The organism is Agrobacterium sp. 719_389 (assembly GCF_900188475.1).
GTDB classification, from domain to species: Bacteria; Pseudomonadota; Alphaproteobacteria; order Rhizobiales; family Rhizobiaceae; genus Agrobacterium; species Agrobacterium radiobacter.
On sequence record NZ_FYEM01000001.1, the window covers coordinates 36,459 to 51,929 of the forward strand.

Annotated in this window: 17 protein-coding genes and 3 tRNA genes; 18 read left to right on the forward strand and 2 right to left on the reverse strand. The window is 58.9% G+C overall.

The features are described 5' to 3' along the window. Positions 1-41 precede the first annotated feature (41 nt). Positions 42-317 (forward strand): DNA-binding protein HupB, encoded by a 276-nt coding sequence (gene hupB / locus CFB10_RS00205; RefSeq protein ID WP_003502360.1) that lies wholly within the window; start codon positions 42-44, stop codon positions 315-317. 350 nt (positions 318-667) lie between these two features. Further along, complete coding sequence (locus CFB10_RS00210; RefSeq protein WP_026364064.1) at positions 668-2,866, forward strand: esterase-like activity of phytase family protein; 2,199 nt, start codon at positions 668-670, stop codon at positions 2,864-2,866. 196 nt (positions 2,867-3,062) lie between these two features. On the opposite strand, the gene CFB10_RS24250 is transcribed toward CFB10_RS00210, so the two are convergent. Together CFB10_RS24250 and CFB10_RS00215 are read right to left on the reverse strand one after the other, a co-directional pair. Then, positions 3,063-3,188: a hypothetical protein gene (locus tag CFB10_RS24250; RefSeq protein WP_256378460.1), complete on the reverse strand. Its 126-nt coding sequence runs from the start codon at positions 3,186-3,188 to the stop codon at positions 3,063-3,065. A 333-nt stretch (positions 3,189-3,521) separates the two neighbouring features. Further along, a tRNA-Val gene (locus CFB10_RS00215) sits at positions 3,522-3,597 on the reverse strand. 17 nt (positions 3,598-3,614) lie between these two features. Between CFB10_RS00215 and CFB10_RS23915 the strand changes: the two genes are divergently transcribed. The 16 genes from CFB10_RS23915 to nuoK all read left to right on the forward strand — a co-directional run bounded on the left by CFB10_RS23915 (position 3,615) and on the right by nuoK (position 15,465). Further along, positions 3,615-3,944, forward strand: a complete 330-nt coding sequence (locus CFB10_RS23915) for a hypothetical protein (protein WP_162690411.1) — start codon at positions 3,615-3,617, stop codon at positions 3,942-3,944. A 99-nt stretch (positions 3,945-4,043) separates the two neighbouring features. Further along, positions 4,044-4,120 (forward strand) — tRNA-Asp (locus tag CFB10_RS00220). 41 nt (positions 4,121-4,161) lie between these two features. After that, positions 4,162-4,238 (forward strand) — tRNA-Asp (locus CFB10_RS00225). 437 nt (positions 4,239-4,675) lie between these two features. After that, positions 4,676-5,041: an NADH-quinone oxidoreductase subunit A gene (locus tag CFB10_RS00230; RefSeq protein ID WP_003496469.1), complete on the forward strand. Its 366-nt coding sequence runs from the start codon at positions 4,676-4,678 to the stop codon at positions 5,039-5,041. Further along, positions 5,032-5,616 (forward strand): NADH-quinone oxidoreductase subunit B family protein, encoded by a 585-nt coding sequence (locus CFB10_RS00235; RefSeq protein ID WP_020012323.1) that lies wholly within the window; start codon positions 5,032-5,034, stop codon positions 5,614-5,616. Before CFB10_RS00230 ends, CFB10_RS00235 begins: the two co-directional genes overlap by 10 nt. A 21-nt stretch (positions 5,617-5,637) precedes the next feature. Further along, positions 5,638-6,240, forward strand: coding sequence for an NADH-quinone oxidoreductase subunit C (locus CFB10_RS00240; RefSeq protein ID WP_020012324.1), 603 nt, complete (start codon positions 5,638-5,640; stop codon positions 6,238-6,240). Next, on the forward strand, positions 6,237-6,665 hold the full coding sequence (locus tag CFB10_RS00245) for a GFA family protein (RefSeq protein ID WP_020012325.1): 429 nt from the start codon (positions 6,237-6,239) through the stop codon (positions 6,663-6,665). The genes CFB10_RS00240 and CFB10_RS00245 overlap by 4 nt, the downstream gene beginning before the upstream one ends. Before the next feature lies 1 nt (position 6,666). Continuing rightward, on the forward strand, positions 6,667-7,857 hold the full coding sequence (locus CFB10_RS00250) for an NADH-quinone oxidoreductase subunit D (protein WP_020012326.1): 1,191 nt from the start codon (positions 6,667-6,669) through the stop codon (positions 7,855-7,857). After that, positions 7,857-8,117: a hypothetical protein gene (locus CFB10_RS00255; protein WP_020012327.1), complete on the forward strand. Its 261-nt coding sequence runs from the start codon at positions 7,857-7,859 to the stop codon at positions 8,115-8,117. The genes CFB10_RS00250 and CFB10_RS00255 overlap by 1 nt, the downstream gene beginning before the upstream one ends. 16 nt (positions 8,118-8,133) lie before the next feature. Beyond that, positions 8,134-9,240, forward strand: a complete 1,107-nt coding sequence (locus CFB10_RS00260; RefSeq protein WP_026364065.1) for an NADH-quinone oxidoreductase subunit E — start codon at positions 8,134-8,136, stop codon at positions 9,238-9,240. 10 nt (positions 9,241-9,250) lie between these two features. After that, positions 9,251-10,555, forward strand: coding sequence for an NADH-quinone oxidoreductase subunit NuoF (gene nuoF / locus CFB10_RS00265; RefSeq protein WP_020012329.1), 1,305 nt, complete (start codon positions 9,251-9,253; stop codon positions 10,553-10,555). A 150-nt stretch (positions 10,556-10,705) separates the two neighbouring features. After that, positions 10,706-12,787: an NADH-quinone oxidoreductase subunit NuoG gene (gene nuoG, locus CFB10_RS00270; RefSeq protein ID WP_020012330.1), complete on the forward strand. Its 2,082-nt coding sequence runs from the start codon at positions 10,706-10,708 to the stop codon at positions 12,785-12,787. A gap of 13 nt (positions 12,788-12,800) precedes the next feature. Continuing rightward, positions 12,801-13,847 carry an NADH-quinone oxidoreductase subunit NuoH gene (nuoH, locus tag CFB10_RS00275; protein ID WP_003496451.1) on the forward strand — a complete coding sequence of 349 codons (1,047 nt, stop codon included), beginning with the start codon at positions 12,801-12,803 and terminating at the stop codon, positions 13,845-13,847. Between the two features lie 36 nt (positions 13,848-13,883). Beyond that, positions 13,884-14,375 (forward strand): NADH-quinone oxidoreductase subunit NuoI, encoded by a 492-nt coding sequence (gene nuoI, locus CFB10_RS00280; RefSeq protein ID WP_003502385.1) that lies wholly within the window; start codon positions 13,884-13,886, stop codon positions 14,373-14,375. Positions 14,376-14,512: 137 nt separating this feature from the next. Further along, a complete protein-coding gene (locus CFB10_RS00285; RefSeq protein WP_020012331.1) occupies positions 14,513-15,127 on the forward strand; it encodes an NADH-quinone oxidoreductase subunit J in 615 nt (204 codons plus the stop codon). A gap of 29 nt (positions 15,128-15,156) precedes the next feature. Then, the gene (nuoK, locus tag CFB10_RS00290) at positions 15,157-15,465 is read left to right on the forward strand and encodes an NADH-quinone oxidoreductase subunit NuoK (RefSeq protein WP_003502389.1); all 309 of its coding nucleotides are present in this window, start codon (positions 15,157-15,159) and stop codon (positions 15,463-15,465) included. Positions 15,466-15,471: the final 6 nt, after the last annotated feature.

Consider the following 15,471-nt stretch of genomic DNA (forward strand, 5'->3'; position numbering starts at 1 on the left):
TTAATTCCGAGTCGTTTCAAACCATTGAAAGGGGTGGAAACATGAACAAGAACGAGCTCGTCTCTGCTGTTGCCGAAAAGGCTGGTCTCACGAAGGCAGATGCTGCTTCCGCTGTTGATGCCGTATTCGAAACCGTACAGAGCGAACTGAAGAACGGTGGCGACATTCGCCTCGCTGGCTTCGGCAGCTTCTCCGTTAGCCGCCGTGAAGCCTCCAAGGGCCGTAACCCTTCTACGGGTGCTGAAGTCGATATCCCGGCTCGCAACGTACCGAAGTTTTCCGCAGGCAAGGGCCTGAAGGACGCCGTCAACTCGTAAGGTTTCCGGAAAGCCGCAACGCCCGGCGGCGGGCGGGCGGCTTTTCAGGTTCACGAGGAAACATGTTTTGACGCGCTGACGCCTTCATGCCGGCCCAAAACCGGGCGGTTTTTCGAAATGCTTTTCGGACAGCCCGGTTCTTAATCCGGCAGGATGTGAACAAAAGTAGGGAGCGCGCCTGTGCAGCCTCCATCCGGTCACACGGTGCTCCGATACGCGGAATGTGCGCAGAAACAAGAAAGCCCGGTCTCCATGGCCGGGCTTTTTGATTCCCGACAGGAAATGTCATGCCACTGTCATGTCTTTGACGCAGAAGCCATGGGGTATTTCTGGACCCAAGGGGGATTAAAATGGCGTTCCGATTTTCTCAAATGGCTTTGACCGCTGCTCTGCTCACGTCCGCGGCCTTCCCGGCCGCTGCCGAGCCGGTTTTCAACCGCATCGCGTCTTTCCCGGTGGCTAAAAACCTTCCCGCGGACAAGGACGCCAAGTCCGTCACCTCGGCTGAAATCGTTACCGCCAGTGAAGACGGCAAGACGCTGATCTATTCGGACAGCCCGCTCGGCGGCATCGGTTTCATCGACATCACCGACGCGAAGGCCCCCAAGGCCGGCGGCGCATTGCTGCTGGAAGGCGAGCCGACCTCCGTTGCCGTTGCTGGCCTCAAGGTTCTGGCCGGCGTCAATACCTCGGAAAACCGCGCCAATCCGTCCGGCAAGCTGGTGACGGTCGATATCGCCACGAAGAAGATCGAGGCAAGCTGTGATCTCGGCGGCCAGCCCGATTCCGTCGCCGTTTCCCCTGATAAAACCTTTGCCGCCATCGCGATCGAAAACGAGCGTGATGAAGAGGTGAACGAAGGCGCACTGCCGCAGATGCCCGCCGGCTATCTGGTAACGGTCGGCCTGAAGGACGGCGTGGCCGACTGCGCGACGCTGAAGAAGATTGACGTTACCGGTCTCGCCGAAATTTCCCCTGAGGATCCGGAGCCAGAATTCGTCTCGATTAACGCCAATGGCGAGATCGCTCTGACGCTGCAGGAAAACAACCATATCGTCATCATCGATGGCAAGACCGGCACGGTGAAGACGCACTTCTCCGCCGGCAAGGTTGATCTGGAAGGCATCGACACGAAGACCGACGGCCAGCTGAAGTTCACCGACAAGCAGGAAGGCCGCAAGCGCGAGCCGGACGCTGTGAAGTGGCTGGACAATGACCGTATCGTTATCGCCAATGAAGGCGACTGGCAGGGCGGTTCGCGCGGCTTCACCATTTTCGACAAGACCGGCAAGCTCCTCTATGAAGCCGGCTCCTCGCTGGAACATGCGGTTGCCGCCATCGGTCACTATCCGGAAAAGCGCTCCAAGGCCAAGGGCATCGAGCCCGAGGGTCTGGAAGCGGCGACCTTCGATGGCCAGAAGTATTTCTTAGTTCTTGCCGAGCGCGCCTCGGTGGTCGCCGTCTACAAGGATACCGGTGCGGAGCCGCAGCTGACGCAGCTCCTGCCTTCGGGCGTTTCGCCGGAAGGCGCCGTCGCCATTCCGTCGCGTAATCTTCTTGCCACGGCCAATGAGGTCGATCTGGTCGAGGACGGCGGTGTCCGCTCGCATGTCATGCTTTATGAGCGTGCTGAAGGTACGGCTGCCTATCCGCAGCTCGTTTCCGCCACCGTCGACGGCGCGCCGATCGGCTGGGGCGCTCTTTCCGGCCTGGTCGGCGATGCCGAGAAGCCCGGCATTCTCTATGCCGTCTCCGACTCGGTCTATGGCAACCAGCCGTCGATCTTCACCATCGACGCTACGAAGAAGCCTGCCACCATTACCAGCGTGCTGCGCGTCAAGCGTGACGGCATCGCTGCTCAGAAGCTCGACATCGAAGGCATTACGCTTGATGGCAAGGGCGGCTTCTGGCTGGCCTCTGAAGGCGACAGCGCCAAGCTTGTTCCGCACGCGCTCTATAACGTCAACGCCAAGGGTGAAATCAAGGCCGAGATCGCTCTGCCGAAGGAACTTCTCTCCGGCGACACCCGCTTCGGTTTCGAAGGCGTGACCATGATCGGCAAGGGCGACGACGCCACGCTGTGGATGGCCGTGCAGCGCGAATGGGGCGCGGACGAGAAGGGCTTCGTCAAGCTCGTCTCCTATAATCCGAAGTCCAAGGAGTGGGGCGCCGTGCGTTACCCGCTCGACAAGACCGAGGCAGGCTGGGTCGGCCTTTCCGAAATCACCGCGCAGGGCGATAATGTCTATATCGTCGAGCGCGACAACCAGATCGGCGACAAGGCCAAGATCAAGAAGCTCTACCGCGTTGCGATCGCCGACCTGAAGCCGGGCAAGATCGGCGGCGAGTTGCCGCTGGTGGCCAAGCAGGAAGCCCATGATTTCCTGCCCGACCTGAAGGCCCAGACCAACGGCTACGTCGTCGACAAGCTGGAAGGCTTCACCTTTGACAAGGCTGGAACGGCCTATGCCGTGACCGACAATGACGGCGTGGACGATTCTTCCGGCGAAACGCTGTTCTTCACCATCAACATGAAGGCGATCAACTGATCGAGCCGAAAGGCGCTGCAAATGAGAAAAGCCGGGCTATGCCCGGCTTTTTTGTGCGGCGAGGGAACCCCAAGGCCGGGATGCCCGATTCTGGCGATGCAAGCTGTTGAAATCAGCATTGCCGCTTGGGTATCGGATCGTGGAGGATTTCGTCTGGAGACCGTCCAGGAAAATACTGCGGGTTGACCGTAACGGATCAACGCCCCATGGAATTTTTGCTTTCGGGAGTATCTTGTTTTTCTGAGTCCTGCTGTACCCAGCGGAAAAAAATATAAACAGGCAGCGCAATAAGCGCGAGTGTTACAAACGCGTCGATCGACATGGTTTCATCCATTAGTTCAACCGTTCATCATGAAACGGTGCGCAAACAATGCCCGAAATCTCTTTAAAAAGTCTGAATCTGCTTATTTTTCGGTATGTTACGCAGTGACACAGGGATTCGGTGAAGCTGTCGGAATCCGGAACAGGCGTATCGATATGGAATAGATGAGGGCCGGAAAAACGATTCCCGTGGTTCCGGGCTCGGATTGATACGCCCAGCGACGAGATGCGGGGCAGGGCCGGCTGATTCCAGCTGCGGAAAATGCAGGACAAAAGATCGCATCAGCTGAAAAACATTCAGCTCATAACATATGGATTTGAGAGGCTTGGAAAATGGTGGGCGATGAGAGACTCGAACTCCCGACATCCTCGGTGTAAACGAGGCGCTCTACCAACTGAGCTAATCGCCCTTCGCGTCCTGCGGATCATGTCCGCCGCGTCGGTGGCCGTGATGTATTCGGATCGGAAAAAAACCGCAAGGGCTTTTGTGAAGTTTTTTTGTTTTTTTTCGGAGCGGCTTTTCCCTCCGCCGAAGGGGAGGGGCAAAAAGCCGGGAACTGTGGGCTTTTTGGTGAAATCAGAAACCAATGACGCCTTGATGGCCTGGGGGAAATGCCCCTGGGGAAGTCGCTGGCTGTGGACAAGTTTTTTGTTTTCGTTGGGAAAAGCCCGCAAAACAAGGCGTTTGCCGGAACGCTTATCAATGGCCTTCAGGTTTTTCCCGATCAAAATGAAAAAGCTTATTCTTTTGTCGTGAAACCTGCTTGACACCCCCGCACGAACGCCGTAGTTAGCCGCTCAACGAACAGCCGAGGCTGGTTCGTACGGCGGGACAAGGTCCTGTCCGTCAGGATAAGCGGGTGTAGCTCAGTTGGTTAGAGTGCCGGCCTGTCACGCCGGAGGTCGCGGGTTCGAGCCCCGTCACTCGCGCCATCCTGTTCCTCGGAAAAAACGCAGATGAATGTCTGTGGAGCGCGGGTGTAGCTCAGTCGGTTAGAGTGCCGGCCTGTCACGCCGGAGGTCGCGGGTTCGAGCCCCGTCACTCGCGCCATTTCTTTCTCCTGAAATGTCTCCTTAAAACCAGATCGACGCGCTGTTTGCGCGCCTCGATTTTTGATGATTCCGGCGCGTGATTCCAGCCGTTTTAAACGCGATTTTTCCTGCTTTTTTTAGTCAAGTTTCGATATCAGGATATCGTCACTTCACCGCCGTTCCGACGTAAAATTCGTGTGACTTTTTTGCGGTTGCGTCGTTCAATCGATTATTATTGTATTTGAGGGGCTTAGGTCGGAATTGTGGCCCAAATTTGCGTCAATTCCGGCAATATTGTTGCCAATCAATGCGGCAGGTGTCTTGAAAAGGTGCCTAAACTCTTGCAGAGAGGGCGCGGCTGCGCTAACCACTTTGGCGTTGCAACATATTTGTCCGCTCTTTGAGACTTAAGGTCACAAAGGCAGGTCCGGCACCCGGCCGGACAGGGAAGAGACCATGACTGAACTCCTCAGTTCCTACATTCCGATCGCAATCTTCATCGGTATCGCTCTCGTCATCGGCCTGGCGCTTCTCATTGCGCCCTTTGCGGTCGCCTACAAGGCGCCGGACCCGGAAAAGCTCTCCGCTTTCGAGTGCGGTTTCAACGCCTTCGACGATGCCCGCATGAAGTTCGATATCCGCTTTTATCTGGTGTCGATCCTCTTCATCATCTTCGATCTGGAAGTCGCCTTCCTGTTCCCCTGGGCGGTGTCTTTCGGTGAGATGGGCTGGTTCGGTTTCTGGTCGATGATGGTGTTCCTTCTCGTCCTCACCATCGGCTTTATCTATGAGTGGAAGAAGGGAGCGCTGGAATGGGCATGAGCCAGAACGACAGCACGCTCGTTGCGCCGCAGCCAAAAGGGATCATCGATCCCTCGACCGGCAAGCCGGTTGGCAGCAACGATGCCTACTTCACGGAAATCAACGACGAGCTGGCCGACAAGGGCTTTCTCGTTACCTCGACCGACGAGCTGATCACCTGGGCGCGCACCGGCTCCCTGATGTGGATGCAGTTTGGTCTCGCCTGCTGCGCCGTCGAAGGCCTGATGCAAGCGTCCGGTCCGCGTTATGACATGGAGCGCTTCGGTGTCGCCCCTCGCGCTTCACCGCGCCAGTCGGACGTGATGATCGTTGCCGGCACGCTGACCAACAAGATGGCGCCGGCTCTTCGCAAGGTCTATGACCAGATGCCTGAGCCGCGTTACGTCATCTCCATGGGCTCCTGCGCCAATGGCGGCGGTTATTATCATTATTCCTACGCTGTCGTGCGCGGCTGCGACCGCGTCGTGCCGGTGGATATCTACGTTCCGGGCTGTCCCCCCACGGCGGAGGCGCTGCTTTACGGCGTACTTCTGCTGCAGAAGAAGATCCGGCGTACCGGTACGATCGAGCGCTAAGGGCAAAGGACGGATTTAGGAATGAGCGAAGCTCTCAACGATCTTGCTGCTTACGTTAAGGAAGCGCGCGGTTCCCTCGTGGTGTCGGCTGATATCGCCTATGGCGAACTGACGCTGAACACGACGCCTGAAAGCGTGATCGCGCTTTTGACCTTCCTGCGTGACGATGTGCAGTGCGGTTTCGTCAATATCATAGACATCTGCGGCGTCGACTGGCCGCAGCGCGAAAAGCGTTTCGATGTCGTCTATCACCTGCTGTCGCCGCGCCAGAACCTGCGCGTTCGCGTTAAGCTGCAGGTGGCGGAAGACGAAGGCGTGCCGTCTTCGACGTCAGTTTTTATGGGTGCGGAATGGTTCGAGCGCGAAGCCTGGGACATGTATGGCATTCCGTTCGAAGGCCATAAGGACCTTCGTCGTATCCTCACGGACTACGGTTTCGAAGGCCACCCGCTACGCAAGGATTTTCCGGTTACCGGCTTTGTGGAAGTGCGTTACGATGACGTGCTGAAACGGGTTCTTTATGAACCGGTCGAACTGAAGCAGGAATTCCGCAATTTCGATTTCCTCTCTCCTTGGGAGGGGACTGAATATGTTCTCCCGGGTGACGAAAAGGCCAAGCAATGAGCGAAGCCCCTGCGACAGAGCGTGCCCAATGTCTTTGCGGTGCCGTCGGCCTCAAGGCCGCGATCGGCGCCCGCGAATTCGGCGTCTGCCATTGCTCCATGTGCCGCCGCTGGTCCGGCGGTGCGTTTCTGGCTGTCGAATGCGCTGATATCTCCGTCGAAAACGAAGAGAGCCTCGGCGTCTATTCTTCGTCGGAATGGGGTGAGCGCTGCTTCTGCAGGAATTGCGGCAGCACGCTGATGTGGCGTTCCAAGGATGGCAAGCATTTTGCAGTTTCGTTGCAGGCTTTCGAAAACCCTTCCAGCTTCAAGTTCGCGTCGCAGATTTTCACGGATGAAAAGCCCTCGAGCTATTCCTTCGCTGAAACTACGCAGAACATGACCGGCCCCGAATTCATCGCCATGATCACCTCGGCGGAGCACTAGAATGACTGAGCATAACGTCCGCAACTTCACGATCAACTTCGGTCCGGAACATCCGTCCGCGCACGGCGTGCTGCGTCTGGTTCTGGAACTGGACGGCGAAATCGTCGAGCGTGTCGATCCGCATATCGGTCTTCTGCACCGCGGCACCGAAAAGCTGATCGAGACCAAGACCTATCTGCAGGCAGTTCCCTATTTCGACCGTCTCGATTACGTCGCGCCGATGAACCAGGAACACGCTTTCGCGCTCGCCGTCGAAAAGCTGCTCGGCCTCGAAATCCCGATGCGCGGCCAGCTGATCCGCGTGCTTTATTCGGAAATCGGCCGCATCCTGTCGCACATCATGAACGTCACGACGCAGGCCATGGACGTTGGCGCGATGACGCCGCCGGTCTGGGGTTTCGAAGAGCGCGAAAAGCTGATGGTGTTCTATGAGCGCGCCTGTGGCGCCCGCATGCACTCGGCTTACGTTCGTCCGGGCGGCGTGCATCAGGACCTGCCGCCGGAACTGGTCGACGACATCGGCAAATGGTGCGATCCGTTCCTCACCGTTCTCGACAATATCGAAGGCCTGTTGACCGACAACCGTATCTACAAGCAGCGTAACGTCGATATTGGCGTCGTCTCGCTTGAAGACGCCTTTGCCTGGGGTTTCACGGGCGTGATGGTGCGTGGCTCGGGCGCTGCCTGGGATTTGCGTCGTTCGCAGCCTTACGAGTGCTATTCCGATCTGGAATTCGACATCCCCGTCGGCAAGAACGGTGATTGCTATGATCGCTACCTGATCCGCATGCAGGAAATGCGCGAATCGGTAAAGATCATGAAGCAGTGCGTTGATCTTCTCTCCGGCAAGCATCGCATCGGCCCTGTCTCCTCGCTTGACGGCAAGGTAGTCCCGCCCAAGCGCGGCGAGATGAAGCGGTCGATGGAAGCTTTGATCCACCACTTCAAGCTTTACACCGAAGGTTACCACGTTCCCGCCGGCGAAGTTTACGCCGCCGTCGAAGCGCCAAAGGGCGAGTTCGGCGTCTATGTGGTCGCCGATGGCTCCAACAAGCCTTACCGCTGCAAGATCCGCGCTCCGGGTTATGCGCATCTGCAGGCGATGGATTTCCTGTGCAAGGGCCATCAGCTTGCCGACGTTACAGCCGTGCTCGGCTCCCTCGACATCGTGTTCGGGGAGGTCGACCGCTGATGCGTCTGCCGCTGGCCATATTGGCTCTTCTTGCTGCGATGTCTGCCCCCGTTCTCGCCCAGACGGCGACGGATGAGGGTGGCGTGTCGCTGTCAAGCGGCGGCGGTTCAACCATCAAGCAGCTTCTGTCGTCGGGATACGAGATCAAAGCCTCGGTTCCGAACGGCAGCAAGTTCATTGTGTTCATGCAAAAAGACAAGGCGGCTTACGCCTGCGAATTCGTCACGGTGGCGAGATCGCGTTGTGAGACGTTAAACTGAAAAGGCGTGAGGAAGTATGTCCGTTCGTCGACTAGCCGAAGATCAGTTCCAGCCCGTGGCGTTTGCCTTCAATGCGGAAAATACCGCATGGGCGGAAAAGACGATTCTGAAATATCCTGAGGGACGCCAGCAATCGGCGGTTATCCCGCTGCTCATGCGTGCGCAGGAGCAGGACGGCTGGGTTACCCGCGCCGCCATCGAAAAGATCGCCGACATGCTGGATATGGCCTATATCCGCGTCATGGAAGTGGCGACCTTCTATACCCAGTTCCAGCTGAAGCCGGTCGGCACGCGCGCCCACGTTCAGGTCTGCGGCACCACGCCCTGCATGCTGCGCGGTTCCGAAGCGCTGATGGATGTCTGCCGCAAGAAGATCCACCACGATCCGCTGCACACCAATGAGAGCGGCACGCTGTCCTGGGAAGAAGTGGAATGTCAGGGCGCCTGCGTCAACGCGCCGATGGTCATCATTTTCAAGGATGCCTATGAGGACCTGACGCCAGAGCGCCTGGAAGAAATCATCGACACGTTCGAGGCTGGCAAGGGCGACACGGTCAAGACCGGCCCGCAGATCGACCGTCACGAGTCGGTTCCAGTCGGCGGATTGACGACGCTGACGGAAGAGATCAAGCCTGACCGTTCCAATCTCGACAAGCCGGCCGAAGTGCCTGCGGATGCCGCACCGGTTCCGCCGTCCAATGCCGCCAAGCCGAAGACGGACGCGCCGGAAACCGATCCGAAGCTGAAGACGCCGGCCAATGAGCCGAAGGCTGCGGAAGCCAATGTAAAGACCGTCGAAAAGGAAGCTTCCGGAACGGCTGCGGCGGCAAAGCCGTCGCTCGATTCCAAGGATCGTCCGGCCGGCATCGAACGCCCGGCGACGCCTGATGATCTGAAGCTCATTTCCGGCGTTGGTCCGAAAATCGAAGGCACGCTGCACGAGCTCGGCATCTTCACCTTTGCGCAGGTCGCCGGCTGGAAAAAGGTCGAATGCGACTGGGTCGACGGTTATCTGAATTTCAAGGGCCGCATCGAACGCGACGAGTGGATCAAGCAGGCCGAGGCGCTCGCCAAGGGTGGCGAAGCCGAGTATATCAGGGTCTTCGGCAAGAAGCCGCGGTAAGAGGTGAAGCATGTTAAAAGATCAGGATCGCATCTTTACCAATCTCTACGGCCTCAAGGACAAGTCCCTGAAGGGCGTGAGAGCGCGCGGCCATTGGGACGGCACCAAGCAGATCATCGAAAAGGGTCGTGACTGGATCATCAACGAGATGAAGGCTTCCGGCCTTCGCGGTCGCGGTGGCGCTGGCTTCCCGACGGGTCTCAAATGGTCCTTCATGCCGAAGGAAAATGACGGCCGTCCGCATTATCTCGTCGTCAACGCCGACGAATCCGAACCCGGCACCTGCAAGGACCGCGAAATCCTGCGCAACGATCCGCATACGCTGATCGAAGGCTGCGTGATCGCCGGTTTCGCCATGGGCGCGCATACTGCCTATATCTACGTGCGCGGCGAATATATGCGCGAGCGTGAAGCGCTGCAGGCGGCCATCGACGAATGCTACGATGCCGGCCTGCTCGGCAAGAACAACAAGAACGGCTGGGATTTCGACATCTACGTCCATCACGGCGCGGGTGCCTATATCTGCGGCGAAGAGACGGCTCTGCTCGAAAGCCTCGAAGGCAAGAAGGGCCAGCCGCGCCTGAAGCCGCCGTTCCCGGCCAATATGGGTCTTTACGGCTGCCCGACGACCGTCAACAACGTTGAATCGATCGCCGTTGCACCGACCATCCTGCGCCGTGGCGCTGCATGGTTCTCGTCGATCGGCCGTCCGAACAATGTCGGCACCAAGCTGTTCATGGTGTCAGGCCATGTCGAGCGTCCCTGCACCTTCGAAGATGCGCTGGGCCTGTCCTTCCGCGAACTGATTGAGCACCATTGCGGTGGCATTCGCGGCGGCTGGGACAATCTGCTTGGCGTCATCCCCGGCGGCGCATCCTGCCCCATCGTTCGCGGTGAGGACATGAAGGACGCCATCATGGACTTCGACGGCATGCGCGAAGTGAAGTCTTCCTTCGGCACCGGCGGCATGATCGTCATGGACAAGTCCACCGACGTCATCAAGGCGATCGCCCGCATCGCGGCTTTCTTCAAGCATGAAAGCTGCGGCCAGTGCACGCCGTGCCGCGAAGGCACCGGCTGGATGTGGCGCGTGCTGGAACGCATGGTGAAGGGCAACGCGCAGAAGCGCGAAATCGACATGCTGTTCGAAGTGACCAAGCAGATCGAAGGCCACACCATCTGTGCGCTGGGCGACGCCGCCGCATGGCCGGTACAGGCGCTGATCCGCAATTTCCGTCCGGAAATCGAAAAGCGTATCGACCAATATACCTACAGGGCCATGGATGATGGCGCTGTTCTGGAAGCCGCTGAATAAGCATAGAAGGCTTCGAGCGGAGCCGGGAATTTCCGGCCTCGCGACACCATGAAGCGTCTGGCAGACGACACGAGTGCCGGGCGTGATTAAGGATTTGTTGCGGACCGTGTGAGACATGGGACGAACAGGCAACAGGACGTAAGTAGGACCATGGCAAAGCTCAAGGTTGACGGTAAAGAGATCGAGGTTCCGGATCATTTCACGCTGTTGCAGGCGTGCGAGGAGGCTGGCGCTGAAGTTCCGCGCTTTTGTTTTCATGAGCGCTTGTCGGTCGCGGGTAACTGCCGCATGTGTCTCATCGAGGTGAAAGGCGGACCGCCCAAGCCCGCCGCCTCCTGCGCCATGGGCGTTCGCGACGTTCGCGGCGGCCCGAATGGCGAATTGCCTGAGGTTTTCACCAACACGCCGATGGTCAAGAAGGCCCGCGAAGGCGTGATGGAATTCCTGCTCATCAACCACCCGCTGGATTGCCCGATCTGCGACCAGGGCGGCGAATGCGACCTGCAGGACCAGGCCATGGCCTTCGGTATCGCCGGTTCGCGTTACGCGGAAAACAAGCGTGCGGTTGAAGACAAGTACATCGGCCCGCTCGTCAAGACGGTCATGAACCGCTGCATCCACTGCACGCGCTGCGTCCGTTTCACCACTGAGGTGGCCGGCATTGCCGAACTTGGCCTGATCGGCCGCGGCGAGGATGCCGAGATCACCACCTATCTCGAGCAGGCGATGACCTCCGAGCTGCAGGGCAACGTCGTTGACCTTTGCCCGGTCGGCGCGCTCACCTCCAAGCCTTTCGCCTTCACCGCCCGTCCGTGGGAACTGAACAAGACCGAAACCATCGACGTGATGGACGCGCTCGGTTCGGCCATCCGCGTCGATACCCGTGGCCGCGAAGTCATGCGCGTCATGCCGCGCGTCAACGAAGCAATCAATGAAGAGTGGATTTCCGACAAGAGCCGTTTCATCTGGGACGGCCTGAAGACGCAGCGCCTTGACCGCCCTTACGTCCGCAAGGATGGCCGCCTGCAGCCTGCAAGCTGGGGTGAAGCCTTCGGTGCGATCAAGCAGGCGGTTGCCGCAACATCCGGCAGCAAGATCGGCGCAATTGCCGGCGATCTGGTCTCCGTTGAAGAAATGTTCGCGCTGAAGTCGCTTCTGGCGTCGCTCGGCTCGGCCAATGTCGATTGCCGTCAGGATGGCGCTGCGCTCGATCCGTCGCTCGGCCGTGCCAGCTACCTGTTCAACTCCACCATCGAAGGTATCGAACAGGCCGACGCCCTGCTGATCGTTGGTTCCAACCCGCGCTACGAAGCGGCCGTGCTCAACGCCCGCATCCGCAAGCGCTGGCGTCGCGGCGGTTTCCCGATCGGCGTGATCGGCGAAGCCGGTGAGCTGCGCTACAATTACGAATATCTCGGTTCCGGCGCTGAAACGCTGTCCGACTTGGCCAACGGTTCGCACAGCTTCGTCGACAAGCTGAAGTCCGCCAAGAACCCGCTGATCATCATCGGCCAGGGTGCTCTGGCGCGCGCCGATGGTGCAGCCGTACTGGCTGCCGCCGCCAAGCTCGCTACCTCGGTAGGTGCTGTCACCGAAGAGTGGAACGGCTTCTCGGTTCTGCACACCGCCGCTGCCCGCGTCGGCGGTCTCGATATCGGTTTCGTGCCGGGCGAGGGCGGTGTTGCCGCCGCTGAAATGGTCGCGTCCATGGATGTTCTCTTCCTGCTCGGCGCCGATGAACTCGATCTCTCCAACAAGGGCGCCAAGTTCACCGTCTATATCGGCAGCCACGGCGATCACGGCGCGATGCACGCCGACGTCATCCTGCCGGGTGCGGCCTATACCGAAAAATCCGGCATCTGGGTCAACACCGAAGGCCGCGTTCAGGTGGGCAACCGCGCCGGTTTCGCACCGGGCGAGGCGCGTGAAGACTGGGCGATCCTGCGTGCGCTTTCCGACGTGCTCGGCAAGAAGCTGCCGTTCGACTCGCTCTCGGCTCTGCGCGGCCAGCTTTATGTCGCGCATCCGCATCTGGCGGAAACCGACGAGATCGTTGCCGGCAAGGCCACGGATATCGAGGCTCTCGCCGCTCATGCGGGCAGCCTCAACAAGTCGGCGTTTGCCTCGACCGTAAAAGACTTTTATTTGACGAACCCGATTGCGCGCGCATCCGCCGTCATGGCCGAGTGCTCCGCATTGGCCCGCAACAATTTCCAGGCTGCGGCAGAGTAAGGGTAGGGGATTTATGGAACAGTTTTTCTGGAGCTACGTCTGGCCCGCGCTGATCATGGTCGGCCAGTCCCTGCTGCTTCTCGTTTGCCTTCTGGTGGCCATCGCCTTCCTGCTGCTCGCTGACCGTAAGGTCTGGGCAGCCGTGCAGCTGCGCCGTGGTCCGAACGTCGTTGGTCCCTTCGGTCTCTTCCAGTCCTTCGCCGACCTTTTGAAGTTCATCTTGAAGGAGCCTGTCATTCCGGCTGGCGCCAATAAGGCCGTCTTCCTTCTGGCGCCGCTGGTTGCGGTGACGCTGGCGCTCGCAACCTATGCCGTCATTCCCTTCAATGAGGGCTGGGTCGTCGCCAATATCAATGTCGGCATCCTCTACATCTTCGCGATTTCCTCGCTTGAAGTGTACGGCATCATCATGGGCGGCTGGGCTTCCAACTCGAAGTATCCGTTCCTCGGCGCGCTTCGTTCCGCCGCGCAGATGGTGTCCTACGAAGTGTCGATCGGTCTCGTCATCGTCACCGTGCTGCTCTGCGTTGGTTCGCTGAACCTGACGGATATCGTGCTTGCCCAGAAAACCGGCCTCGGCACCATGCTCGGTCTGCCGGCCTCGTTCCTCGACTGGCACTGGCTGTCGCTGTTCCCGATGTTCATCGTGTTCTTCATTTCGGGCCTTGCCGAAACCAACCGTCCGCCCTTCGACCTTCCGGAAGCGGAATCGGAACTGGTTGCCGGTCACATGGTCGAATATGGCTCCACGCCCTACATGATGTTCATGCTCGGCGAATATGCTGCGATCGTCCTGATCTGCTGCCTGACGACGATCCTGTTCATGGGCGGCTGGCTGCCGATCGTGGATGTGTGGTTCCTCAACTGGGTTCCGGGCATCGTCTGGTTCGCACTCAAGGGCTGCATGGTCTTCTTCATGATCGCGCTGACCAAGGCTTTCGTTCCGCGTTATCGTTATGACCAGCTCATGCGCCTCGGCTGGAAGGTGTTCCTGCCGCTGTCGCTCGCCATGGTCGTTATTGTTGCATTCGTATTGAAGCTGACGGGGTGGGCCGGTTGATGTCCGCACGCCTCGCTCAGAAATCTGGAGTTTGAGATGGCAAGCCTTTCCCAAGCCGTCAATTCACTGTTCCTCAAGGAGTTCGTCGGGGCCATCTTCCTGACGATGCGCCACTTCTTCAAACAGAAGGCGACGGTGAACTATCCCTTTGAAAAGGGACCGGTCTCTCCACGCTTCCGTGGCGAACATGCGCTGCGCCGTTATCCCAACGGCGAAGAACGCTGCATCGCCTGCAAGCTGTGTGAGGCGATCTGTCCTGCTCAGGCGATCACCATCGAAGCCGGCCCGCGCCGCAATGACGGCACCCGCCGCACGGTGCGTTACGACATCGACATGGTGAAGTGCATCTATTGCGGCTTCTGCCAGGAAGCCTGCCCGGTCGACGCCATCGTCGAAGGCCCGAACTTCGAATTCGCGACGGAAACCCGCGAGGAGCTTTATTTCGACAAGCAGAAGCTTCTCGACAATGGCGATCGCTGGGAGCGTGAAATCGCACGCAACCTCGCACTGGATGCGCCTTACCGTTAAGGCGCAACCGTCTTTCCGGGGGAATCCTCCGGAAAGCGATGAAAAGTAAAATGCCTGCGCGGTTTTCGCCGGCGGGGACGAAACGGGTGAGGGGGCTTTCAGCCATCTTCTCCCGATGAGGACAAGAAGGCACCAAGATGGGTCTGCACGCTGTATTCTTTTATATATTCGCTTTCGTCGCCGTGGCGTCTGCGTTCATGGTCATCGCATCGAAGAACCCTGTTCATTCGGTGCTGTTTCTGATTTTGACCTTCTTCAACGCAGCCGCGCTGTTCCTGCTGACGGGGGCCGAGTTCCTCGGCATGATCCTGCTGGTGGTCTATGTCGGCGCTGTTGCGGTGCTCTTCCTCTTCGTTGTCATGATGCTGGATGTGGATTTTGCGGAGCTGCGCTCCGGCGTGCTGCAATACGCCCCGATCGGCGCGCTGATCGGCGTCATCCTCGCGGCGGAGCTGATCGTCGTTGTCGGCGGCAGCGTGCTCAACCCGCAGGCGGCGAAATCGATCACCATGCCGATCCCGCCGGTGACCGAGCGCACCAATACGGCCGCGCTGGGTGACGTGCTCTACACCAATTACGTCTATTTCTTCCAGCTCGCCGGTCTCGTGCTGCTGGTGGCCATGATCGGCGCCATCGTGCTGACGCTGCGTCATCGCACCGACATCAAGCGGCAGGATATCTCCACGCAGGTCGGCCGCGACCCGAAGACCGCCGTCACCACGGTCAAGGTCAAGCCGGGTCAGGGCATCTGAAGGCGCGAACGGGTTCAAGGAAACACAATATGGTAATCGGTCTTTCCCACTATCTGACGGTCAGCGCCATTCTCTTCACGATCGGCGTGTTCGGCATCTTCCTCAACCGGAAGAACGTCATCGTCATCCTCATGTCGATCGAGCTCATCCTGTTGGCGGTCAACATCAACATGGTGGCGTTCTCGGCTTTCCTGAACGACATCGTCGGCCAGGTCTTCGCACTTTTCATTCTGACCGTCGCAGCCGCCGAAGCGGCCATCGGTCTTGCAATACTCGTTGTCTTCTACCGCAACCGCGGATCGATCGCCGTCGAAGACGTCAATATGATGAAGGGCTGATAAGGC